This window comes from Actinopolyspora lacussalsi (assembly GCA_030803735.1).
GTDB lineage: Bacteria > Actinomycetota > Actinomycetes > Mycobacteriales > Pseudonocardiaceae > Actinopolyspora > Actinopolyspora lacussalsi.
In genome coordinates, this window is record JAURUC010000001.1 from 3,246,046 (window position 1) to 3,269,082 (window position 23,037).

20 protein-coding genes are annotated in these 23,037 nt (G+C 67.7%); 14 read left to right on the plus strand and 6 right to left on the minus strand.

Going from position 1 to position 23,037, the window contains the following annotated elements; all coding sequences use genetic code 11:
• Positions 1–14: 14 nt before the first annotated feature.
• Positions 15–185 (minus strand): hypothetical protein, encoded by a 171-nt coding sequence (locus J2S53_RS14525; protein ID WP_175530044.1) that lies wholly within the window; start codon positions 183–185, stop codon positions 15–17.
• A 254-nt stretch (positions 186–439) separates the two neighbouring features.
• Between J2S53_RS14525 and J2S53_RS14530 the strand changes: the two genes are divergently transcribed.
• The 3 genes from J2S53_RS14530 to J2S53_RS14540 all read left to right on the plus strand — a co-directional run bounded on the left by J2S53_RS14530 (position 440) and on the right by J2S53_RS14540 (position 2,608).
• A complete protein-coding gene (locus J2S53_RS14530; protein WP_456241413.1) occupies positions 440–952 on the plus strand; it encodes a helix-turn-helix domain-containing protein in 513 nt (170 codons plus the stop codon).
• Positions 953–1,060: 108 nt separating this feature from the next.
• On the plus strand, positions 1,061–2,431 hold the full coding sequence (gene tnpB / locus J2S53_RS14535) for an IS607 family element RNA-guided endonuclease TnpB (protein WP_456241414.1): 1,371 nt from the start codon (positions 1,061–1,063) through the stop codon (positions 2,429–2,431).
• 30 nt (positions 2,432–2,461) lie between these two features.
• Positions 2,462–2,608: a hypothetical protein gene (locus J2S53_RS14540; protein ID WP_456241415.1), complete on the plus strand. Its 147-nt coding sequence runs from the start codon at positions 2,462–2,464 to the stop codon at positions 2,606–2,608.
• Positions 2,609–2,630: 22 nt separating this feature from the next.
• On the opposite strand, the gene J2S53_RS14545 is transcribed toward J2S53_RS14540, so the two are convergent.
• Positions 2,631–3,863, minus strand: a complete 1,233-nt coding sequence (locus J2S53_RS14545) for an RNA-guided endonuclease InsQ/TnpB family protein (protein ID WP_456241416.1) — start codon at positions 3,861–3,863, stop codon at positions 2,631–2,633.
• A gap of 43 nt (positions 3,864–3,906) precedes the next feature.
• On the opposite strand from J2S53_RS14545, the gene tnpA reads away from it, so the two are divergent.
• Entirely contained in the window at positions 3,907–4,311 is a 405-nt protein-coding gene (gene tnpA, locus J2S53_RS14550; RefSeq protein WP_456241417.1) for an IS200/IS605 family transposase, read from the plus strand.
• 201 nt (positions 4,312–4,512) lie between these two features.
• Positions 4,513–5,271 (plus strand): hypothetical protein, encoded by a 759-nt coding sequence (locus tag J2S53_RS14555; RefSeq protein ID WP_456241418.1) that lies wholly within the window; start codon positions 4,513–4,515, stop codon positions 5,269–5,271.
• A gap of 73 nt (positions 5,272–5,344) precedes the next feature.
• Here J2S53_RS14555 and J2S53_RS14560 read toward each other — a convergent pair whose 3' ends face one another.
• Both J2S53_RS14560 and J2S53_RS14565 read right to left on the minus strand, forming a co-directional pair.
• Positions 5,345–6,448, minus strand: a complete 1,104-nt coding sequence (locus J2S53_RS14560) for an inositol-3-phosphate synthase (RefSeq protein ID WP_092928733.1) — start codon at positions 6,446–6,448, stop codon at positions 5,345–5,347.
• A 21-nt stretch (positions 6,449–6,469) separates the two neighbouring features.
• Positions 6,470–7,066: a PadR family transcriptional regulator gene (locus J2S53_RS14565; protein ID WP_456241419.1), complete on the minus strand. Its 597-nt coding sequence runs from the start codon at positions 7,064–7,066 to the stop codon at positions 6,470–6,472.
• Between the two features lie 323 nt (positions 7,067–7,389).
• On the opposite strand from J2S53_RS14565, the gene J2S53_RS14570 reads away from it, so the two are divergent.
• The 3 genes from J2S53_RS14570 to J2S53_RS14580 all read left to right on the plus strand — a co-directional run bounded on the left by J2S53_RS14570 (position 7,390) and on the right by J2S53_RS14580 (position 13,389).
• Positions 7,390–7,794, plus strand: coding sequence for a DUF5318 family protein (locus J2S53_RS14570; RefSeq protein WP_165400725.1), 405 nt, complete (start codon positions 7,390–7,392; stop codon positions 7,792–7,794).
• Positions 7,795–7,889: 95 nt separating this feature from the next.
• Complete coding sequence (locus J2S53_RS14575; protein WP_456241420.1) at positions 7,890–11,534, plus strand: transglycosylase domain-containing protein; 3,645 nt, start codon at positions 7,890–7,892, stop codon at positions 11,532–11,534.
• Positions 11,535–11,838: 304 nt separating this feature from the next.
• Positions 11,839–13,389 carry a glycosyltransferase family 87 protein gene (locus J2S53_RS14580; protein WP_456242798.1) on the plus strand — a complete coding sequence of 517 codons (1,551 nt, stop codon included), beginning with the start codon at positions 11,839–11,841 and terminating at the stop codon, positions 13,387–13,389.
• Here the strand turns inward: J2S53_RS14580 and J2S53_RS14585 are convergent.
• On the minus strand, positions 13,319–14,683 hold the full coding sequence (locus J2S53_RS14585) for a hypothetical protein (protein WP_456242799.1): 1,365 nt from the start codon (positions 14,681–14,683) through the stop codon (positions 13,319–13,321). The two genes, J2S53_RS14580 and J2S53_RS14585, sit on opposite strands and share 71 nt — an antisense overlap.
• Before the next feature lie 185 nt (positions 14,684–14,868).
• The gene (locus tag J2S53_RS14590; RefSeq protein ID WP_456241421.1) at positions 14,869–15,627 is read right to left on the minus strand and encodes a deoxyribonuclease IV; all 759 of its coding nucleotides are present in this window, start codon (positions 15,625–15,627) and stop codon (positions 14,869–14,871) included.
• A 371-nt stretch (positions 15,628–15,998) separates the two neighbouring features.
• Here J2S53_RS14590 and J2S53_RS14595 point away from each other — a divergent pair, with 371 nt between their 5' ends.
• From J2S53_RS14595 to dnaB, 6 genes are all read left to right on the plus strand, one after another.
• Positions 15,999–17,003, plus strand: coding sequence for a hypothetical protein (locus J2S53_RS14595; RefSeq protein WP_456241422.1), 1,005 nt, complete (start codon positions 15,999–16,001; stop codon positions 17,001–17,003).
• Positions 17,004–17,236: 233 nt separating this feature from the next.
• Positions 17,237–17,599, plus strand: a complete 363-nt coding sequence (gene rpsF / locus J2S53_RS14600) for a 30S ribosomal protein S6 (protein ID WP_092977129.1) — start codon at positions 17,237–17,239, stop codon at positions 17,597–17,599.
• Positions 17,600–17,659: 60 nt separating this feature from the next.
• Positions 17,660–18,124, plus strand: a complete 465-nt coding sequence (locus tag J2S53_RS14605) for a single-stranded DNA-binding protein (RefSeq protein ID WP_092977131.1) — start codon at positions 17,660–17,662, stop codon at positions 18,122–18,124.
• Between the two features lie 178 nt (positions 18,125–18,302).
• Complete coding sequence (gene rpsR / locus J2S53_RS14610; RefSeq protein ID WP_092928741.1) at positions 18,303–18,542, plus strand: 30S ribosomal protein S18; 240 nt, start codon at positions 18,303–18,305, stop codon at positions 18,540–18,542.
• Positions 18,543–18,747: 205 nt separating this feature from the next.
• Positions 18,748–19,200: a 50S ribosomal protein L9 gene (rplI, locus tag J2S53_RS14615; protein WP_092626635.1), complete on the plus strand. Its 453-nt coding sequence runs from the start codon at positions 18,748–18,750 to the stop codon at positions 19,198–19,200.
• A 546-nt stretch (positions 19,201–19,746) separates the two neighbouring features.
• Positions 19,747–23,034, plus strand: coding sequence for a replicative DNA helicase (gene dnaB, locus J2S53_RS14620; RefSeq protein WP_456241423.1), 3,288 nt, complete (start codon positions 19,747–19,749; stop codon positions 23,032–23,034).
• The last annotated feature ends 3 nt before the right edge of the window (positions 23,035–23,037 follow it).

Below are 23,037 nucleotides of genomic sequence, written 5' to 3' on the forward strand. Positions count from 1 at the left end.
CCCCGTCCCGGGAGTCATCCTGGCTCCGTCTCCGAGCACCCGACGGACGGCCGCGCGGTCGACACCGCGCGCCGGGCGAGCCTGATCCTCCCGAGCAGCACACAGACCAGCGGCCAGCTCAACATGACCAGCACGACCACGGCCGCCGCCAGCACGTCCCAGAACGAGGAATCCAATTGCCACACGGCAGTAACAGTAACTGAGTTACGGTAACTGGCAATCTTCACAGCTGTTGCTCACTCTTCCGTGGGGGCACATCCCGAAACTTCCCTCTGCCGAGTGATCAAGTAGCTCAGCTCCGGTTCCGCCCAGGTGGAACCGGGAACCGCACCGGGTGAAACGGCGGTCGCACCACTCGCCTCCCCACCCGGATCACCGTCGGCGACCGAAGCGTCTCACCCGCGTTCGGTCGCGGTGACGGCTCGGCCAGAGTGAGCCCATGACACGACTGCTCAGCCCCGCGGTCTACCGCCGAATGATCGCTCTCGAACTGCAGCGCATGCGCAAGGCCGCCGACGTCACGCAGCAGGAGGCCGCGGTGAAGCTCGGCTGCTCCAGGGTGCGCATCAATCACTTCGAGTCGATGCGCAACCTTCCCCGGCCCGCCGATGTCGAAGTGCTGCTGCCCCACTACGGAGCCACCGAGCGCATCGAGGAGTTCCGGGATGTCATCACCATGCTCAAGGACGTGCCGCAGGACTCCGACCTGGCTCGGCTGGCCGAGGTTCCCAGGGGGTTCGACATCTACCTGGGACTCGAACAGGGGAGGTTCTCAACTGCTGTCGGTTTCGCGGAAAAACGTGTCAACGCGTGTCAGCGTGTCCGCGTGGTGGGTGGTCGTAACGCCACGCGCGGAGCTTGTCCGGGTCGTACAGGACGGTGCGGCCGACCCTGGTCGGCTGGGGGAAGTCGTCGTAGGTGTAGGAGTTGCGGTACAGCGTCTTCACGCTGATGCCCAGTAGTTCAGCTGCTTGTGGGGCGGAGATCAGCCCATCCAAGTTAGACATACTTGAGTATGTTAGCTTGTGGTCAAGCAAAACGCCACGAGGAGGTGACAAGCATGGCCACGGTGTTGCAGGCATACCAGTTCGCGCTCGAACCCACGCCTGATCAGCGGGCCATGTTGTCATCGCACTGCGGCGCGGCCCGGTTCGCCTACAACTGGGGCTTAGCGCAGGTCAAGGCCGTGATGGAGCAGCGCAGCGCCGAACGCAGCTACGACTTGCCCGAGGATCAGCTCACCCCCTCCATGCCGTGGTCGGCCTATTCCCTGCGCAAAGCCTGGAACACCGCCAAGCACGACGTTGCCCCCTGGTGGGGCGAGAACTCGAAAGAGGCGTACGCCTCCGGGCTGGCGAACCTCGCGACCGCGCTGGACAACTGGAACAAGTCACGGAAGGGCAAGCGCGCCGAGGGCAAGATGAGGTTCCCCCGGTTCAAGTCCAAACGTCACCGCTTGTCGTGCCGGTTCACGACCGGTTCGTTCGGCCTGGCCGCCCGCGATCGCCGTCATGTGAAGCTGCCCCGTATCGGCACGGTGCGCACCTACGAGTCCACCCGCACACTCGCCCGGCACGTCGAGCGCGGCACCGCCCACATCCGCTCGGCCAGTGTGAGCTTTCATCGGGGCCGGTGGCACGTGTCGTTCTCCGTGGAGATCACCAAGACCGAACCCAAGCCTGCGGGCAAGGGCGGTGCGGTCGGCGTGGATCTCGGAATCAAGTCCCTCGCCGTGCTCTCCACCGGCGAAACCATTGCCAACCCCAAGCACCTCGAAGTAGCGCAGCGCGAACTACGCCGGTTGCAGCGCCAAGCCTCCCGCCGAAACAGCCCAGACAAGCGCCCCCGGAAGCAGCCGTCGAACCGGTGGCGCAAGACCCAAGCACGCATCGCGAAGCTGAACATCGCCATCGCGAACGCACGCCGGGATGGTCTGCACAAACTCTCGGCGCGCTTGGTCGATGAGTTCGACGCCGTGGTGGTGGAAGACCTCAACGTGGCCGGGATGGTGCGTAACCACAAGCTTGCCCGCGTCGTCTCCGATGTCGGCATGGCTGAGCTGCGTCGCCAGCTCGACTACAAAACCACGTGGAACGGTCGCGACCTGGTGGTGGCCGACCGGTGGTATCCCAGCTCGAAGACCTGCAACGACTGTGGTGCGGTGAAAACCAAACTGCGCCTGTCCGAGCGGACATTCACCTGCGATCACTGCGGATACACCGCTGATCGTGATCTCAACGCGGCCCGCAACCTAGCGGGTCTCGCGTCCACGGCGAGTTGCGTCGGGACGGAAAACACGCCCGCTGGAAACCCACGTAAGACCAGCCCCGCTGGCAACGGGTACCGCCACGGGAAGACCCCGCCCCAACGGGCCGGGGCCAACGCTGCGCCGCAAGGCGACAGCTCAGGAACACTTTTACACGTTTCCTGAACGGCGCACAGCATCCGTTCCTACGAGGCGATGACCGTCCCGGGGCTGTTGCAGGCCCCGGAGCTCCCCGAGGACGAGGCGGTGCGCAGAACCGAACTCAGGCTGGCCCGACAGCGGGTCCTGGACCGCGAGGGCACACCGCTGGAACTGACGACCTTGGCGTGCTCCCCGCCGTGAGCGGCGGGGATTCCGGCGCGGCTCACGCCGCGCGTGGAGCGGCATCCCCTCGCGGGGTTCCGCTGCTTCCTGTTTCGTCCCCGTCTGCCCCGGTGTGGGGTCTTATGTCGGGTCCACAGGCGTTTTGCCTCTCCGCACGCCCTGCGGCGAGGTTGTTCTTGGCGGCGTTGTGGTCGCGGTCGTGTGTCGTGCCGCACGGGCATTCCCAGGTGCGCACGTCGAGCGACTTCGGGCCGTCGATGCGTCCGCACGAGCTACAGGTTCGCGAGGTGGGTAGCCACCGGTCGATGATGACCAGCTCGCGTCCGTACCGCGCGGCCTTTTCCGACAGGAGCCGCCGGAAGGTGCCCCAGCTCGCGTCGTGCACGCTCTTGGCCAGCCGGGTGCGGGCCAGGCCCGAGACTGCGAGGTCTTCCAGCACGATCGTTTGGTTCTCACGAACAATGCTGGTGGTTGCCTGGTGCAGCCAGTCTGTCCGGGTGTCGGCGACTTTGGCGTGCTGACGGGCCAGACGATGCCTGGCTTTGGCACGGTTGTTGCTGCCGCGCTGTGTGCGGGACAGCTCCCGCTGTGCCCGTTTGAGTTTCCGTTCGGCCCTGCGTAGAAACCGGGGGTTGTCGATGGTGTTGCCGTGCTGGTCGACGGCGAAGGCGGACAGCCCGAGGTCGAGGGCGAGGTCGTGTTCCTGGCCGTGCTCATCCACGACAGGCGGCATGGTCTCGTCGCCGACCTCGACCACGAAGCTGGCGAAGTAGCGATCATCGGCGGTCTTGATGACGGTGACCGAACTGGGATCACTAGGCAGGTTCCGGGACCAGGCGACTTTCACGTCGCCAATGCGGGCGAGTCGGAGCTTGCCGTTGTTTCGGATCGAGAACCCGCCGGTGTGCAGCCGGATCGACTGACGCCGGTCCCGCTTGGACTTAAATCGAGGGGCGCCCACCCGCCTACCGACGCGTTTGCCCTTCAACGAGTCGACAAAGTTCTTGTAGGCGGTGTCGCAGTCGCGGATGGCTTGCTGGAGCACAATGTTCGAGCACTTGCCCAACCATCCGCGCTCGTCGGTGTGCTTAGCGTCGGTGATCAATCGCTTTTGCAGCACGGCCCCGACCGGAAACTTCTCACCGGACTTGTAGGCGTCTCGACGGGCGCGTACCGCGTCGTTGTAGACAACACGGGCGTTGCCGAACGCCTGCGCCAGTACCCGTCGCTGAGCTTCGTCCGGGTAGAGCCGGTAGCGGTACCGCAACTGCACGACTGATCACCTCCCTTCGGGGATCACGTCACCATGTTGGTCTATGGCCAACACTGAGGATTACCGCACTGGTCGACACTGCGTTTTCGGGATGCACGTTCACTTGGTCTTCGTAACGAAATACCGACGGAACGTACTCACTGGCAAGCACCACGATTTTCTGCGAGACGTATTCGCGAAAGTCTGCGCCGACTTCGGGGCGACCCTGAGCGAGTGCAACGGTGAGGACGACCACGTGCACCTACTCGTGGAGTACCCGCCGCAAATGGCGGTCTCAAAGCTGGTGAACAGCCTGAAAGGCGTGGCCTCGCGGCGACTGAAGCAACACTTCCGGATGCGTACCTATCGAGGACACCTGTGGTCGCCGTCGTACTTCGCAGCCTCCTGCGGCGGAGCGCCGTTAAGCATCATCCAGCAGTATGTGGAAAACCAGCGACGCCCCTCATAACGTACCCGACCACAAACACCCCTGATCGACTTACTCCGACCCGCAGGCCGGAGCTTACGCCGATAAATCACTGGTCAAGGACGGTCGATTCGACAACCGAACCGGTTTCCCCCGGTAGCCGTGACGACTGCCCGCGCCCGTTCCGTTACGCACAATGGACGGTTCCGGGGTGGACGGCGGCGGTTATAAGCTCGCGGGATCATGACGCAGCACAGCTCGACGGCACATGCCGTCAGGAAGATCATCGCACCGCTGGCGGCACTCGCACTGCTGACCGCGGCCGGTTGCGGTGGCGAGGGAAGCGCGAACGATTCGACCGACGGTTCCGTTCCGCCTTCGGCCACCGCTTCGCACCCCTCGGCATCGGAGCCCGGCGACGAGTCCGCCGCACCCAGCGGATCAGAATCCGGTGAATCGGAAACGGCATCGTCCGGTGACGACGCCGGGAACGGTGGCAACGCGGATTCCGGCGGCGGAGCGGGCGACGACGCCTCCGGCTCGGCGGGCAACGGGAGCTCGGGCGACAGCGGCTCCGGCAGCGGGGGGAAGCCACCCGCACCGACGTTGGCGAGTATCGACCCGTGCGAGCTGTTGACCACGGCACAACGCGACGAACTGGGGCTGCCCCGCACCACCGCCAACAAGAAGAACGGCGAGACCCGCAGTTGCGAGTTCAATCCTCCGCGGGGCAACGGGCCGGGCACGAGTGCGCTGCTCGCGATCCACGAGGAGGAGGGGCTGAAAGCGTTCAGCGGCATGACCGGTGAGGCCGAGAAGACCACCATCACCGGGCACGAAGCCAAGATTCAGTGCGAGTACGGCAACTGCCTGATCGGAATAGCGGTCACCGACACCTCGCGCGTGGACGTGCAGTCCACGGTGCTCGGTGACGACGCCGCCACGAAGAAGCTCGGCAACCGAATCGCGAAAATGATCATCGGGAACCTGGGCAGTTCCTGAGACGGACACCGCGCGGCGATTTCGCGAGAAATCGCCGCGCCCGGGCCGCCGGAACCGCCGACGAGCTACGGGATCAGCTCTCCCCGGCGATGAACGACTCCACCGCCTGGTAGGCGTCCGAATCGGAGTACTGCTCCGGCGGTGACTTCATGAAGTAGGAGGAGGCCGACAGCACCGGCCCACCGATCCCGCGGTCCGCTGCGATCTTGGCGGCGCGAATGGCATCGATGATGATGCCCGCGGAGTTCGGCGAGTCCCAGACCTCCAGCTTGTACTCCAGGTTCACCGGTGCGTCGCCGAAGGCGCGTCCCTCCAACCGGATGTAGGCCCACTTCCGGTCGTCCAGCCAGGGGACGTAGTCCGAAGGACCGATGTGCACGTTGCGGTCCCCCATGTCACGCGTCACCTGCGAAGTGACCGAGTTGGTCTTGGAGGTCTTCTTGGACTCCAGCCTGCCGAGCTCCTTCATGTTGAGGAAGTCCATGTTCCCGCCGACGTTGAGCTGCATCGTGCGGTCCAGGTGCACGCCGCGGTCCTCGAAGAGCTTGGTGAGCACCCGGTGGGTGATCGTCGCGCCCACCTGGGACTTGATGTCGTCACCGACGATCGGCACGCCCGCCTCGGTGAACTCGCGTGCCCACTCGGGGTCGGAGGCGATGAACACCGGCAGCGCGTTGACGAAAGCCACACCGGCCCGCAGCGCGGCGCGCGCGTAGAACTTGTCCGCTTCCTCCGAACCCACCGGCAGGTAGGAAACCAGCACGTCGGCACCGGACTCGCGCAGCGCCTCGACCATGTCGACCGGCTGTTCCTCGGACTCCTCGATGGTCTCGGAGTAGAACTGCCCCAGCCCGTCCATCGTGTGACCGCGCTGCACCGACACGCCCAGCGGCGGGACATCGGCGATCTTCATCGTGTTGTTCTGGCTCGCCACCACGGCCTCGGACAGGTCGCGGCCGACCTTCTTCGCGTCGACGTCGAACGCCGCGACGAACTCCAGATCACCGACGTGGTAACCACCGAAGTCCACATGCATCAGGCCGGGGACCCTGCCGCTCGGATCCATCCGGCCGTAGTACTGCACACCCTGTACCAGCGACGCGGCGCAGTTGCCCACACCGACGATCGCCACTCGGACCTTGCCGGTCGTCGCCTCGTCGTGACGATCTCCGCCCATGGTCGCCGGCCTCCTTCTCCGTCATGTCCCGTTCGTCGTGTCCCTGTCCAAGCCTCGGTCGAGGCGGTCACCCACACCCGCGGGCCGCTCGGCTCCCTGTTCGGCCCGCTCGTGCGCGATCAGCTCGTCCAACCAGCGAACCTCCAGCTCGCTGTGATCCAGGCCCAGGCGGTGCAGTTGCGCCGTGTACCGGTCGCACTGCTCGTCGGCTCTGGTCAGGATCGCCCGTTGCCCTTCCCGGCGCTGTTCCACGCGCCGACGGCGGCTCTCCAGAATCCGCATCCGGACCGGTGCCGGTGTTCGTGCGAAGAAAGCCAGCCTCACGTCGAACGCCTCGTCCTGGCACGCTCGTGGCCCGCAGTCCTCGACCAACTCGACGAAACGCTCCCGCCCCGACTCGGTGAGACGATAGACACGTCGAGCCCGCCGCGAGCGCTGCGCCTCCTGCCCCTGCTGCGCCTCCTGGGTTTCCTCGATCAGCCCCGCGCGACGCATCCGGCGCAACGTCGGATAAACCGTTCCGCAGGAGAACGCACGAATCTCCTGGAGTCGCTTACGCAGCTCGTAACCGTGCATCGGCGCCTCGTGCAGCAGTCCGAGCACCGCGAGTTCGAGCACCGGCCCTCCTCTCGCGGAACGAAGCCCAGTCGAGCAGCACCCGGCGATGATTATATCGTCCCGATATATCGGAGCACTACAGTCCTCGCCACCGCCGAATCACCGGTCGGGCAACCGGAGCGGCAGCACCGGACCCGTGACCGTTCTCACCGGTTGGCGTCCCACGGGCCGGGACCGAAACGACACCACCGCACCATCGGACCGGTTTTCACCGACCCGATCCGCCGTGTCACGGCCACCGCCGGTGGTTCGGAGACACCCCGCCAGGGGGCTGCCCCGAACGGCCCAATTGAGCCCGGGCACAGGACACGTACGCTGAGGGCGTGCGGACCCAACGGCAAGTGGTGGATTACGCGTTGCGGCGTCGGTCGCTGCTCGCGCGACTCCATGCTGGCCGGGTGGGCGTACAGGAGGTCTGCGACGCGGGACCGTACCTGCTGCAGGCAGCCAAGTTCCACGGTGAGCCCAGTGACGTGATCTGTCCGGTGTGCCGCAAGGAACGCGTGACCTACGTCTCCTGGGTGTTCGGCGAGCAGCTCAAACACGCCGACAATTCGGCCCGGAGCAACGCGGAACTGGCACGTATGGCCACCATGTTCGAAGAGTTCAATGTGTTCGTCGTCGAGGTTTGTCGTACATGTAACTGGAACCACCTGGTGCAGTCATACGTCCTCGGAACCGGGGGCCACCACGGCCGCGGTCGGGGACGCAGGACCGTGGCCGAGTGAGCAAGTAGCCTCATCGGCCACGGCCGGTGGCACCCGCCGACGTGAACGCATCGCACGGCGTCCGTGTTGACGCCTGTCCCGGAGGACGACTTCTCGTGAGTGACGAGCGTGACGACCGGTCCGAAGACGGCCGCCGCCACAGGCAGCCGGCTGCCGAGGACCGGGAGCCGGAGCGCGGACGGCAACCCGGCCGACCGCCCCATACGGATCAGCAGGGGGAGCAGGCCGGGCAGCACAACGAGCCCCCGCGGGAGAACCAGCCCCCACCGCCACCCGAGCGGGGCGGGGGACAGCCGCCGCCACCGCAGGCGCCGCCACCACCACAGGCACCACAATCGTCCCGTGGACAACAACCACCGCAGCACCGCTGGCCGGGTGGCCAGCAGAGCGGCCAGCCCTCCGCTCCGCAGGGAGGCCCGCCGCCACCGGCACCGCAGCGGCCCGGACAACAGGGTCCCGACGGGGGATACTTACCGCCCGGGCCCGCTTCCGAACAACCACCGCCTCCGCCGCAGAGCGGACCACCACGAGGACAGGCGCCACCACAGGGACAGGCCCAGCCGCAGGGACAGGCGCAGCCGCATGCCGGAGGTCCGCCGCAGGGCGGGCCAGGCCAACAGCCACCGCAGGGTGGTCAGGAGTGGCCCGGTGAGGACGCCACCGCACAGTGGCCCGGCGCGCAGCAGCGGCCGGGTGGTCAGCAACCACCACCCCCGCCACCCGGTGGTCAACAACGGCCGGCCGCCGACCCGGACGCGACCGTGCGGCATCCGGCCGTGGACGGTTCGGGAACGCCCCGGGACGCATCCGGCAGGCCGCCCTCCGGCGCACCCGCTCCGCCCCCGGGCAATCCCGGCGGACGCGGCGCGCAGGGCAACCCCGCCGGCCCCCCACAGGGTGCCGGTCCCCAACAGGGCGGCAGTCCGGACGAAGTACCGACCAGGAAGACCACACCACCCGGAGCTCCGCAGGGCCCACCTCCCGGGCACGCCGGTCCCGGACAACACCCGAACGATCCGGGTGAGGCACCGACCCAGCACATAGCTTCCGTGAACGGGCCGAACGCGGCTCCCGGCGGTGGCGACGAACCGACCAGGGAACACCGGCCCACCGGCGGCAAGGCAGCGGGTGCCGCGGGTGCGGCTGCCGGGGGCATGGCAGGCGCCGCCGCCGGTGCCGCGGCTTCCTCCGGTTCCGGCGGTCCCGGGGGAACCACCGGCGACTCCCGGGACGCGTCGAACTCCCGTGGGGAGTCCGACGCGACGGCTTCGGCCCGGTCCGAATCGCCCGACGACTCCGCCGAGTTCGGTGTGACCCGCGCCGAGCAGTCCTCGCCCCCGGACAGCGATCCGGGGCTGATCACGCACCGCGCCTCGCAGGGCGGCTACAGCTACTACTCGGACTCGGATCCCTACCCCGACGACTACGACGACTTCAACGAGGGGTTCGACGACGAACTCGACTATCCCGACGATCCGGATGACGACGACATGACGGCCCTCGCCCGCAAGAAACGCGGCAGGCGCAGGATCTGGCGCGGTCTGCGGCGTACCTGTTACGTCGCGGCGGCGCTGGGGATCCTGGTGCCCGGCGCGATATTCGTCTGGTGCTACTTCACCTTCGAGGTCACCCCACCGTCGAAGGTCGCCAAGAACTACAACGCCAGCATGGTTGTCAAGTACTCCGACGGCAGCGTGCTGAACAAGTTCTCGTCGGCGGAGGAGCATGAGCGCGTGCTCATCGACGACCTCAGCGAGGTCTCGGCGGACATGCGGCACGCCACCATGGCGGCCGAGGACGCGGACTTCTACAGCAACCCGGGATTCTCGGTGACCGGCATCGGCCGCGCCGTCTACAACCAGCTCTCCGGCGGGCAGGGCGGCGGCTCGACCATGACTCAGCAGTACATCAAGCTGAGCACGGGCAAGGACGACCACAGCGTCACGCGGAAGTTCACCGAGATCGTGCGGGCGTTCAAGCTGACCAACCAGTACGACAAGAAAACGATCTTCAAGGCCTACCTCAACACCGCCTACTACGGCCGGGACGCCTACGGCATCGACAACGCGGCCGAGGCCTACTTCGGCAAGGCCCCGAGCGAGCTCAACGCCTCGGAGTCGGCCGTGCTGGCCGGGATGGTGCAGCTGCCCAGAGGCAACGATCCCCAGGTGGACGCCAAGCGGGCCAAGGACCGCTGGGACTACGTCACCCTCCAGATGAAGCAGAACGGCTGGATCAGCCAGCAGGAGTACCAGAACCTGCAGATGCCGCAGACCCGGGAGATGTTCGCGTGGCAGCCGAAAACCACCACGGCGCAGATCCACATCCAGCGGCGCATCGTCGAGGAGTTGGAGGAGCACAACTACACCAAGGACGAGCTGACCAGCCAGGGCCTGCAGGTGGTCACCACGCTGGACAGCCAGGCCCAGCAGGCCGCCCGCGATGCGGTGCAACAGGTGATGGCCGACCAACCCGAGGAGATCAATCCGGCCCTGGCGGCCGTGGATCCCGAGACCGGCGCGGTGCGGGCCTACTCCCCGGGCAACAAGGGCTACGACTGGGTCAAGGAACGCCAACCCGTGGGCTCGTCGTTCAAACCGTTCGTCACCGCGACCGGCCTGAAGCAGGGTAACGGGATCGGGGAGACCTACGACGGTTCGGACGATCAGACCATCGCGGGGACCGAGTACGGCAACGCGGCCGGGGTCGACTGCGGCAGCGATCCGGAGCGCTGCGGTGTGCGCGAGGCCACCGAGGAGTCGGTCAACACCGCGTTCCTGAACATGGCCAACGAGTTCGGGCCGCAGAGCGTGGCCGAGACGGCCTACGAGGCCGGTATCCCGCGCGAGAAGGTCAACAACAACGGCGAGACCGTGCCCGTGCTCGCCAATTCCGAGGGGAACACGAACCTCGGCATCGCACTTGGCGCCTACCCGATGAGCACGGTCAGCCTGGCCAACGGCTACGGCGGGCTGGCGGACGGGGAGCGGGCCGAGCCGTTCCTGGTCGAGAAGGTCGTGGACAAGGACGGAGATGTCAAGGAGGACTTCTCCCCCAAGACCGAGACCGCCTTCGGGGACAGCTCCACCCGCAGCGCCAACATCGCCGCCAACGTGACCGAGAGCATGCGGGACGTGGCCGAGGGGTACGGGCTCGATCTGAACGGCGACCGGCCGGTGGCCTCCAAGAGCGGTACGCACCAGCTCGGCGAGATCGGCGGACACAACGCCACCGCCTCGTACGTGGGCTACACCCCGCAGATCTCCACGGCGGTCGTGCTCAACAAGAACACCACCTCGCGACAACCGCTGACCGACGCGTCGGGCGGGGACATCTACGGCGCCGACCAACCCGGCGCTATCTGGCAGAAGTTCATGAACTCCTACCTGGAGGGCAAGCAGGTCGAGGAGTTCCAGGAGCCGGATCCGATCGGCCAGTTCACCGTTCCCCCGCCACCGAGCTCGGAGTCCCCGGACGAGGAGCAGAACGAGTCGGAGACTCCCCCGAGCGATGAATCGCCGTCCGACGAAGTGCCGTCCGACGAAACCGGCCCCAGCGACTTCCCTCCGTCGGAAGGGGGCGGGGAGAGCTCGGACCAGAACGACGAGTGCCAGGAGAACCCCTGGTTCTCGGACTGCGAGGACGAAGACGATCCGACGGACCCGAGCGGTTCCGAGGAGGAGCAGCCGGACCAGCAGGGCAACGGGAATGAAGAGAACAGCGCCCGCGGTCCCGACTGACCGTCCGAACACCTGACGCGGCGCCCTGCGACTCCGTGGTTCCCGCGAGCTCGTGGGGATGGCCGCACGGCGGGCCGAGGGCACCGATACCTCGAATCCAGCGAAGAGTGCGACCGGTTCGACGAACCGGTCGCACTCTTCGTAGCGAGGGCTCCGTAACATGCGGACCGTGTCCGAGCCGGAGCAGCCCGAGCGAGCGGGAAACGAGCGGGACCTCGCCGAAGGGGTCGGCGAAGAACGCCACGGTGCTCCGGAGTCGGCCGGAGCCGAACCGCTCACCGCGGTCCCCGAACGAGCGGCGCGGGTGGACAGCGCTTCGCTCGCCAGGGCCCGACGGGTAGCTCCTACCTGGACGGAACCGTTGGCGATCAGGCTGAGCGGCCTGTTCGGCGGGCGGCTCGGCGCTCATGCCCAGGTGGGCAGGCAGTGGTTCTGGACCCCGCTGCGGGTGATCCTGCTGCTGGCGGTACTGCTGCTGGCGGCGAGCTGGCTCCTCAAGGCTCCCTGCGCGCAGACCTACGAAACCACCGACGGCCCCCGGCTGGACTGGCGCGACCACCGGCAGTACGTCGCGTTGTGCTACACCGACCTCATCCCGCGCTACGGAGCCGGGGACCTGGCGCCGGACGGGGCGTTCCCCTACAAGACGTCCTGGGTGGACGATCCGGGCACTCCCCGCGAGCAGGTCCGCTACATGGAGTATCCGGTGCTCACGGGACTGTTCCAGTGGGCCAACGCGCGGCTGACCGACGGCTGGATGACGCTGGCATCCCACGGGCTGCTGCCCGCCACGGTGCAGGGCGCGGTCTACTTCGAGATCAGCGCGTTCTGGCTGGCCGCGGCCTGGTTGGTGACCGTCTGGGCGCTATACCGGTTGTGTAGATTCCGGGCGTGGGACGCCTCTCTCGCCGCCACCGCCCCGCTGGTGTTCGTGCACGCCTTCACCAACTTCGACGCGCTGGCGACCGCGCTGGCCACCACCGCACTGCTCGCCTGGTCCCGTAAGCGAGTGGCGCTCGCCGGGGTGCTGCTGGGGCTGGGCGCGGCGACCAAGCTCTATCCGCTGCTGCTCATCGGCCCGATCCTGGTGCTGTGCCTGCGTTCTGGACGCATCCGCGAAGGGCTGCGCGCCCTGCTGGCCATGCTGAGCGCGTGGCTGGCGGTGAATCTGCCGATCATGATCATGTTCCCGCGCGGCTGGTGGGAGTTCTTCCGGCTGAACAGCACCCGGCCCGCCGACCCTGATTCGCTGTACAACGTGGTCATGCACTTCGGCGACTGGGCGGGTTTCGACGGTCCACTGGGGCCGAACGAGACTCCCACGGTGCTGAACGCGGTGAGTCTCGTGCTGTTGCTGCTGGGATGCGCGGCGATCGGAGCGCTGGCGCTGTCCGCACCGGTACGGCCACGGCTGGCGCAGCTGTGCTTCCTGGTGGTGGCGGTGTTCCTGCTGACCAACAAGGTGTGGAGTCCGCAGTACTCGTTGTGGCTGGTGCCGCTGGCCGTGCTCGCCATACCGCGCTGGCGGCTGCTGGTGACGTGGATGCTGATCGACGCGGCGGTCTGGGCACCGCGGATGTACTACTTCCTCGGCCCCGCCAACAATGGACTGCCCGAGGGCTGGTTCCTGGGCGCGGTCGTGATCCGCGACGCGGTGGTGGTGCTGATCTGCGTGCTGATCGTGCGGGAGATCCTGCGCCCGGAACTGGACAAGGTACGCCGGGTTCCCGGTTCCGATCCGCACGGCGGGTTCCTGGACGATGCCCCCGATCGGTTCGTGCTGCCTATTCGGCGAAGGCGGGGCGAGGATCCCGATCGGCTGCCGCCCGTGGCGGCGAACTCCCGGGGAACCTGAACCCGGAAGCCCCGAGAAACGCGACGAACAACCCGACCAGCAGCGCCGCGCGTCCCCACACTCCGATCATCACCGCCTGTGCCGCGAACGACTCGTAGACGGCGAAGGGCTGGTCGGTGTTGATCAGATACATCCAGCGGAAGAACCCGATCCCCATGGCGGCGTCGGCCAGCAGGTAGGCGATCACCCAACCGGTACGCACCGGCACGAGCACGAGGAACGGCAGCAACCAGAGCGCGAACTGCGGGGAGTGCACCTTGTGCAGCAGCAGGAAACCGCACAGCATCGCGGCCGACACCGCCACCCACGGGAAGGCCCCGCCACGGGACCAGTGGCGCATCCCCACCGCGCAGGCCAGCGCGAACGAGGCGAGCACCAGCAGGGGGGAAAGCACCCCGACCAGGGACTCGAACCGGTCCTCCGTCATCAGCGGTCGCAGGCCCCAGTACCAGACCGAGTTGGTGGTCAGGTCCACCGAGCGCCGCAGCTGGAACCGGAACGAGGCCGCCCACCCCTCGAAACCGATCACCGCGAACGGCAGGTTGACCAGCACGAAAGTTCCCAGTGCGGTGCCGAGCACCCCGAACGCGCCACCGATGTCGAACCGGCCGTGGCGCACCTCGGAATCACGGGCAACGGCCGCGATACGGCCATCGGCGGCATCACGGGCACCGGCAGCATCACGGGCACCGGCAGCGCCGCCGGTGAGTACGTACAGCGCCAGCGGCAGCGCGAACATCGCGGGGTAGAGCTTGCAGGCGGCACCGATCCCCAGCAGCACGGCCGCCAGCAGGGCCGGCCGTCGCAGCCCGGTGGCACGGTAGCGATGGACCGCGTAGATGGCGCCCACCGAGCAGACCACGGCGGCCAGGTCCCAGTTGTGGAAGGAGTAGAGCACCAACGGCGGGCCGAGCGCCCACCACAGCGCCCGCCAGCGACTCAGCCGTCCCAGCCACCAGGCGGTGAGCAGTCCGAACGGGGCGAACAACAGCGCGGAGGCGGCCAGGAAACCCGCGTCGGTCCGCACGAACAGCGACCCCAGCCACACCAGCACCCCGATCAGCACCGGGTACTCGACGACGCTGCCGTACAGCTCCCCATCATCGGTGATCCCGCCGGTGGCGTAGGGGAAACCCATCTCGTCGAGTTCGCGCGCGTTCCACAGGTACTGCAGGTCCGAGTAGCAGACGTAGCGGGAGCTGCGTGCCGAAACGTCGGAGCGCGAGACGCCGGACTCGTCGAACTCGGGCCCGGTGCAGCGGGCCTTGTTCGCGTACCCCAACAGCATGGTCATTCCGGTCAGCACGCACAGTGCCGTCAGGGCCAGGGCGGAGAGTCCGGCCGTTCGCCGTCTCACCGATCGGTCACGCACGCTCGCTCCCGGACAAGAATCGAGGTCCCGGTCCTCCGACTGGGGAGACTCGGCCCGACCGGCGTCGATTTCACGCGAAACCGCCGATGTCCCCGAGCCGGGGGAATTCAACCACGGAGGTAGGCGATGTCCTCGGCCTGCCCCTCGGGGGGTGTCTCCACGACGATCGGGGCATCGGCCGTGGCACAGACCTCGCGCAGCACTTCGGGGTCGATGGTGCCGGAACCGACGTTGGCGTGTCGGTCGCGCCAGGACCCGAACGGATCCCTCGAATCGTTGAGATGCACCAGATCGAGACGCCCGGTGATGGCGCGGACCCGCTCCACGATGCCGACGAGGTCCTCACCGGCCGCGTACGCGTGGCAGGTGTCCAGGCAGAATCCCGCGCCGAACTCGCCGACCGCGTCCCAGAGCCGGGCGAGGTCGTCGAACCCGCGCGCCATGGCGTTGGCGCCGCCCGCGGTGTTCTCGATCAGCACCGGAACCTCGAAACCGCCCTCGGCGGCCTGACGCTCGAAGAGTTTGCGCCAGTTGGCCACTCCCTCGGCCGGATCGTCGTCCTTGGTGACGTGACCACCGTGCACCACCACTCCCTCGGCCCCGACCCGCGCCGCCGCCGCGGTCTGCGAGAGCACGGACTTGCGGGAGGGGATGCGGATGCGGTTGTTCGGCGAGGCGATGTTGATCACGTAGGGCGAGTGCACGAAAACCCGCAGCTCGGACTCGCGGAGTTGTTCCTCCTGCGGATGCGGTTGCGGAGCCTTCCAGCCCTGTGGATCGGAGAGGAAGAACTGCACGACCTCGGCGCCGCGTTCGCTCGCGGCGGTCAGTGGATCGTCGTCACGAACATGGGCACCGATCTGCATACCCCGAGCTTAGGAGTTGCCCACGGAGTAAGTCGCGTGGGTGGTTCCTCGGCGGAACCTCGCGCACGGCTCTCGCTGCGGGTGCCCCGACATCGAGTAACTACTACGCCACGTCGGGACCGTCCTCGCGAGAGCCGCCCGCGAGAACCCGCGGCGGTGCCGCCTACGGGAGTGGTGGGAGCTCGGCCCACCGGGGGTGGGGCGGTGAACGAGTGGGACGGCGGAGGTGATTCGAAACGGTTTCACACTATGGCGTTACCGTGACCGTACTCACGCGTTAACCAGGGTGAGGGCTTCGATCTCCGCGAACCGCCCACCCGCGAGACGACGGCGGGCGCCCGGAGAGCGCGCACGGAGTGAGGGGTACGTGTATGAGCAGTCAGCGCGATGACCACCCGACCGGGGAATCCACTGTCGACTCCCGGAAACGGGCGCCCGCCGCGTTGCGGCGAGCCGCCGCTGCCACGGCGGCGAGCGCCGTGGTCGCGACGAGCGGGTTCCTGGGTGGCGGTGTGGCCGCCGCGGCGGATCCGGTGGTGATCGGTACCTGCACCGAGGACGTGACGAGCACCGAGTACGGGCAACCGATCGTGGTCTCCCCCCGTGCGCTGGACTCCCGGGTCAAGGACGCGGCCGGGCTGACCTTTCCGCTCGATTTCGACCGGATAGACCGGATCCACCAGCAGTTCCTGCGAACGGCGCCGATCGACATCGGCGAAGTGACAGCCGAGGAACAGCACTTCTCCGGTTCCGCACTGGCCGACGCGCTGGCGGATCGCATCGCCGGTCTGCCCGCCGTCGAGGATCGCGGCGACGCGATGAACTTCCACGTGGGCAACCTCGCGGTCACCTGCCTGGGTGGCGTGAACGTGCCGGGCCAGGCGAAGCCGGAACCGACCGAGCCGAGCACCACCCCGGAGAAGCCGAGCACCACCCCGCCCGCCGAATCCCCGGATCCGGGCTCCTCCGGTGACGAGCAGCGGAACCCCGACGCGCCCGGTTCCGGCAGTGGCGGTGATCCCACCACGGAACCGACCGACGACCAGCCGCGGCGGCAGGCGGGCGGGCCGGACTCGAACTACTCCCCGGGGTCCGCCGAACAAGTGGCGCCTTCCGAGTACGCTTACGTGCCGGGGTCGCTGCCGCCGTGGTCGGACAGTCGGTTCGGCGAGACGTCCGGTGGAGAACCCGCCACCGGTGACCTGCGAACCGACGACGAGCACAACCAGCAGGACCGGGTGCGCGAAGCGGGAAGCGCGCAGGCGCTGCCCACCGGTTCCGGAGAGCGCGTGGCGTTGCCGGTGCTGTTGGCCGCTGTCTCACTGGCCGGGGTGACCGCCGCGCTCATCAGGACGTGGGTGCTGCGCCGAGCCTGATACGTCCCGCTTTCGGCCGTCCGCGCTCACGAGTGCGGGGGAACGTTCGCGTCGTCAGGCGAAAGCACCACTCGTCACGCGGAACCGGCACCGGACAACCGGGTGGCACTCGGGATACCCAGGTCACCGGCCGATTCGCCGGATTGCTACGCTGTACCGGATCGCCCGGCATTGGCGACCCTCCTGCCGCGGAGAGTCCGCGGCCGTAAGTCCACAGGAGGTGAGTGGTCGTTATGCGTCATTACGAGCTCATGGTCATTCTTGACCCGAGCCTGGACGAGCGGAATGTCGCCTCGTCCCTGGAGAACTACCTCAAGGTCATCCGCAACGACGGTGGCAGCATCGAGAACATCAACGTCTGGGGCCGCAACAGGCTGGCCTACGAGATCGACAAGCGCTCCGAGGGCATCTACGTCGTAGTGGATCTGAACTCCGAGTCGGCTTCGGTCAACGAGCTCGACCGCCAGCTCAACCTGAGCGAGAACGTGCTGCGCACCAAGATGCTGCGCAAGATCGTGCAGCCGCGCAAGGAGGCCCGTCTGGCCCGCGCCAGCGCCAAGGCGGCGAGCCGCGGCAAGGCCGAGACCTCTGCCTGATCGCCGTGCCACGAGCTGCACAGCCATCCGACCTCAGCACAGAGACGGAGTCCACAGGCGATGGCCGGTGAAACCGTAACCACAGTGGTCGGCAACCTGACAGCCGATCCGGAACTGCGCTTCACTCCCTCCGGTGCGGCGGTGGCGAACTTCACCGTCGCGTCCACGCCGCGGTTCTACGACCGCCAGGCTGGTGAGTGGAAGGACGGCGAGGCCCTCTTCCTGCGTTGCAACATCTGGCGGCAGGCCGCGGAGAACGTCGCCGAAACGCTCACCCGGGGCATGCGCGTGGTGGTGCAGGGACGGTTGCGCCAACGCTCCTTCGAGACGAAGGAAGGCGAGAAGCGCACCGTGGTCGAGATGGAGGTCGACGAGGTCGGCCCCTCGCTGCGCTATGCCACGGCGAAGGTCAACAAGATCAGCCGCGGCGGTGGTTCCGGTGGCGGCTCCGGTGGAGAGGATCCCTGGAGTTCGGCACCCCCGGCCGGTTCCGGCGGCGGTTTCAGCGACGAGCCACCTTTCTGATCCGGGCGGGACGAGCACGGTCACCCGGTGACCGGGCGAACCGTCCCGCCGTGGCCGCGGCGTTTTCGACGCCCGGGAACCGACCGGCCTTGGCCGGTGCGCCCCGGAGTCGTGCCCACCGCGCGGCCGAACCAAAAGTCCATTACGGAGTTCTCGCTCGCTTCGAAGGAGCAAGCACATGGCCAAGGCGCCCGTGCGCAAGCCGAAGAAGAAGGTCTGCGCCTTCTGTGACGACCAGAACGCACTGAGTATCGATTACAAGGACACCGGGCTGCTGCGCAAGTACATCTCGGATCGCGGCAAGATCCGGGCACGGCGTGTGACAGGCAACTGCAGTCAGCACCAGCGGGACGTCGCCATCGCGGTCAAGAACGCCCGCGAGATGGCGCTGCTGCCGTACACCTCGACCGCCCGGTAAAACCGGGATTCTCGCCACCGCCCCGCGCTCCCACGTGTGCACGATTCACGACGGAGACCCGGACCGTCAGGGCGCGACCTCGCGCTGCCCGGATTCGGGAACTCGGTCGCACGCTCGGTCACACACGGGAAAGCGGCCGGCTCTTCGGTGCCGGTCGACGACGGGGCCGGGGTGACCTCGGTTCGGCTTTGAAAGGAGACACGCCGTGAAGATCATTCTGACCTCGGACGTGAGCGGTCTCGGCGCCTCGGGTGACGTTGTCGAGGTACGTGACGGCTACGCCCGTAACTACCTGCTGCCGCAGAACATGGCCATCCTGGCCACCAAGGGTGCGCAGAAGCAGGTCGAGACCATCCGTCGCTCGCAGGAGAACCGCAGGGTCCGCAACCTGGAGCACGCCCGGGAGCTGCAGGAACAGCTGCAGAACATGGGCATGGTGCGGCTTTCCAAGAAGGTTTCCAAGAAGGGCAAGCTGTTCGGTTCGATCACCGAGTCCGACGTGGTCTCGGCCGTGCGTCAGGCGGGTGGCCCCAGCCTGGACAAGCGTTCGGTGGAACTGAAGGGCAACGTCAAGTCGCTGGGCAAGATGGCCGTCGGCGTGCGGTTGCACCCCGACGTCTACGCCTCGATGCACGTCGAGGTCACCCCGGGCGGCTGAATCATTCACCGCGGTTCCGCGCGGCGGTGGCGTACGCAGGCCGCGCGGAACCGGCTCGGTTCCGTTCCTACACCGTTTTTCCGCACCGGTAGCACACCGCGGTTGGGGACGGACGTTTCGCATCCGTCACGGACGGACAAGCTGTCCACAACCTGTCCACAGGGTTTTCGTTGCGAAGTGCGCTGCGAAAACAACTGCTACGACAGAGTTGTCCCCCAGTTTGTCCACAACGCGCGTCGTCGGGTGGACACGTGTGTCTCATTCCGCTCGGCCAGTTGTCCCCCGACTTTTCCACAGCCCCTTCGAATCGACTCGGTGCCGAACCGGGTCACGTAAGATGTGGGCACCTTCGAGATCACGGACATGACAGCACGCACCCGCGACACGCCGGGGCGCGACCAACCGGGCGCTGTCGATGTCTCCGCGATTATTTGCCGCGACGACTCGTGACCCGGCGACCCCAGCGGGTCGGCACGGTGACGCGTATGTCGGAACTCGGCCCGTGCCTCGGGGCCGGACTCTGCGTCCAGGAGGTGGCAGTAAGCCGTGGCGTTGGCTGACGAGCGCGGAGCGGAACCGCCCCCCGACGAGAACGATGGTGACCCCGGCGCGGGCTTCGAACGGCAACCACCGCAGGACGTGGCCGCCGAGCAGTCGGTGCTCGGCGGGATGATGTTGAGCAAGGACGCCATCGCCAACGTCGTCGAGGTACTCCAACCACAGGACTTCTACCGTCCCGCACACCACGTGATCTACGAGTGCGTTCTCGATCTGTACGGACGGGGTGAACCCGCCGACGCGGTCACGGTCTCGGCCGCGCTGGAACGGCGCAACGAGCTCGGCAAGGTCGGCGGCGGCGCCTACATCCACACGCTGCTCCGGACGGTCCCCACGGCGGCCAACGCCAACTACTACGCCGAGATCGTCTCGGAGAAGGCGGTACTGCGCAGGCTGGTCGAGGCGGGTACCAGGATCGTCCAGTACGGCTACAACGGTGCCGAGGGTGCCGCGATCGAGGAGGTCGTGGACCGCGCGCAGGCCGCTGTCTACGACGTGACCGAACGGCGCACCAGCGAGGACTACGTCGCGCTCGAAGAACTGCTGCAGCCGACGATGGACGAGATCGACGCCATCGCCTCGCGCGGCGGCGAGTCGGAGGGGATCCCGACCGGTTTCGTGGATCTGGACGGCGTGACCAACGGGCTGCACCCGGGACAGATGATCATCGTCGCGGCGCGCCCCGGTGTGGGCAAGGCACTGGCGCTGCACACACCGCTGCCCACTCCGGAGGGCTGGACCACCATGGGCGCGGTTTCCGTGGGGGACACGCTGCTCGGCGCGGACGGCAGACCGGTCCGGGTGACCGCGGCCACCGAGGTGATGCACGGTCGCGACTGCTACGAGATCGAGTTCTCGGACGGTACGCTGGTGGTCGCCGACGAGCAGCACCAGTGGAGCCTGCGGGACGGCACCGTGTGCACCACGGCCGGACTCCGCGACAGGCTCGGTAACCGGATGGACGTCGAGCTGCCCGACCACGGGCCGTTCTCGCTGGCACAGCGGGATCTGCCGGTCGCGCCCTACCTGCTGGGCGTGTGGCTGGCGGCGGGTGACAAGGCGGGCGAACTGTCCGGGGTGGCCGAGGACGTACTGGCCAACCTGGAACCGGACGGCCTGGTACGCGTGAACGACGGGGTCGTACTCGACGAGGAAACCGCCGCCGAGCTGGCCGAGCTGGGAATTTGGCACGAGGCCGAGGTACCCGCCGAATACCTGCGCGGGAGTCAGCAGCAACGGCGCTCGCTGCTGGCGGGGCTCGCGGACGCGGCGGGCAGCGTGGGTGAGGACGGCCGCGTGCTGCTGCGAGTGCGCGAATCCCTTTCGGTGCGGGTTCGCGAACTCGTCCTCACCCTGGGATACCCGTGCACCGCCACCGTGGACCCGGACTCGGGCGACGAGATCACCACTCTCGTCGTCTTCGACAGTGGCGAGGACCAGATCTTCCGACGCACCGAACTCGACGACCAGCACAAGCGGAAGCGGGGCGGCGAGCGTCGCGCACGGGGGATCAGGGCCGTGCGGCGCACCGCGAGCGTCCCGGTGCGGTGCGTGGAGGTCGACTCGCCCGACCGGCTCTACCTCGCGAGCCGGTCGATGATCCCGACCCACAACTCCACGCTCGGGCTGGACTTCGCCCGTGCCGCCTCGATCAGGAACGGGCTCGGCAGCGTCATCTTCTCGCTGGAGATGGGCCGCACCGAGATCGTGATGCGCATGCTCTCCGCCGAGGCGCGGATCCGACTCGGCGACATGCGCGGTGGCCGGATGACCGACGAGGACTGGACCCGTCTCGCGCGCCGGATGAGCGAGATCAACGAAGCGCCGCTGTTCATCGACGACTCGCCCAACCTGACGATGATGGAGATCCGCGCGAAGGCGCGGCGCCTGAAGCAGCGCAACGACATCGGGCTGATCGTGGTCGACTACATGCAGCTGATGACCTCGGGCAAGCGGGTCGAGTCCCGACAGCAGGAGGTCTCGGAGTTCTCCCGGAGCCTCAAGCTGCTCGCCAAGGAACTGGAGATCCCGGTGGTGGCGATCTCGCAGCTCAACCGTGGTCCGGAACAGCGCAACGACCGCAAGCCGCAGCTGTCCGACCTGCGTGAGTCGGGCTGTCTGACCGGGGGGACGCGGCTGCTGCGCGCCGACGACGGTTCGGAGATCACCTTCGACGAGCTGATGGCCGAGGGGCAGCGTCCGCTGGTGTGGTCGGTGGACGACCGGCGGCGGATGGTCGCGCGACCGATCACGAACGTGTTCAGCAGCGGCGTCAAGGAGGCGTTCCGCGTCGTGCTGGCGTCCGGTCGCGAGGTCGAGGCCACCGCCAATCACCCGATGCTGACCCCGTGGGGCTGGACCCCGCTCGGCGAGTTGGCCGAGGGAGCCCACGTCGGGGTGCCGGGGCGGATTCCGGAACCGCTCGGCGCGGAACCGGCCTCGGAGTCCGAAGTGGTCTCGCTGGCACGGTCGGCGCTCGACAGCGGCGACGTGCCGCGCCGGGTGTTCGCACTGCCGCGGGAGCGGCTGGCCGTCTTCCTGCGGCACATCTGGGGGATCACCGGTACGGAGACGCCGGACGCCGACGACGTCCCCGTCGGGCAGGGGGGATGCGTGGTGACCGGCCGCGCGCTGGCCGACGGGCTCCAACTGCTGCTCTCGCGGTTCACCGTCCACTCCCGCCTACGTCGTGCCTCCCCGGAAGCGAAGCCGGACCGCTGGGAGGTGCTGCTGGACGGGCTCGACAGTCGGCTGCGCTTCGCCCGTGAGATCACCGGACCGGAGGTCGGGAACCAGGGGGCCGCGAGTCGGGAGAGCGTGAGCACGGCGCCCGCACCGGTCGCCCGAACCGGTGTGTCCTTCGAGCCGGGGACGGTCGCCGGAGGGGTTGGCACGCTCCCCGCCGATCGGCGGGCACGAGCGGTCGCCGACGACGGATCACGCCGGAACGACGTGTCCCCGGACGGAGCGCCCTCGGACGACGTGTGCTGGGACGAGATCGTCGAGATCACCTCGCTCGGTGAGCAGCCGGTCTACGACGCGACGGTGGCCGGTACGCACAACTTCGTGGCGAACTCGGTGGTTATGCACAACAGCCTGGAACAGGACGCCGACATGGTGATCCTGATCCACCGGCCCGACGCGTTCGAGCGGGACGACCCCCGGATGGGCGAGGCGGATCTGATCCTCGCCAAGCACCGCGCCGGTCCCACCGAGACCGTGACCGTGGCGCACCAGCTGCACTACAGCCGGTTCGTGGACATGGCCCAGGAGTAGGGC

Coding starts and splice junctions, on each gene's coding strand:
- J2S53_RS14540 (WP_456241415.1), top strand. CDS start 2,462: ATGACCGTCCCGGGGCTGTTGCAGGCCCCGGAGCTCCCCGAGGACGAG.
- tnpA (WP_456241417.1), top strand. CDS start 3,907: ATGGCCAACACTGAGGATTACCGCACTGGTCGACACTGCGTTTTCGGG.
- J2S53_RS14605 (WP_092977131.1), top strand. CDS start 17,660: ATGGCCGGTGAAACCGTAACCACAGTGGTCGGCAACCTGACAGCCGAT.
- J2S53_RS14560 (WP_092928733.1), bottom strand. CDS start 6,448: ATGGGCGGAGATCGTCACGACGAGGCGACGACCGGCAAGGTCCGAGTG.
- rpsR (WP_092928741.1), top strand. CDS start 18,303: ATGGCCAAGGCGCCCGTGCGCAAGCCGAAGAAGAAGGTCTGCGCCTTC.
- tnpB (WP_456241414.1), top strand. CDS start 1,061: ATGGCCACGGTGTTGCAGGCATACCAGTTCGCGCTCGAACCCACGCCT.
- J2S53_RS14585 (WP_456242799.1), bottom strand. CDS start 14,683: ATGACCATGCTGTTGGGGTACGCGAACAAGGCCCGCTGCACCGGGCCC.
- J2S53_RS14555 (WP_456241418.1), top strand. CDS start 4,513: ATGACGCAGCACAGCTCGACGGCACATGCCGTCAGGAAGATCATCGCA.
- J2S53_RS14590 (WP_456241421.1), bottom strand. CDS start 15,627: ATGCAGATCGGTGCCCATGTTCGTGACGACGATCCACTGACCGCCGCG.
- J2S53_RS14530 (WP_456241413.1), top strand. CDS start 440: ATGACACGACTGCTCAGCCCCGCGGTCTACCGCCGAATGATCGCTCTC.
- J2S53_RS14595 (WP_456241422.1), top strand. CDS start 15,999: ATGAGCAGTCAGCGCGATGACCACCCGACCGGGGAATCCACTGTCGAC.
- rpsF (WP_092977129.1), top strand. CDS start 17,237: ATGCGTCATTACGAGCTCATGGTCATTCTTGACCCGAGCCTGGACGAG.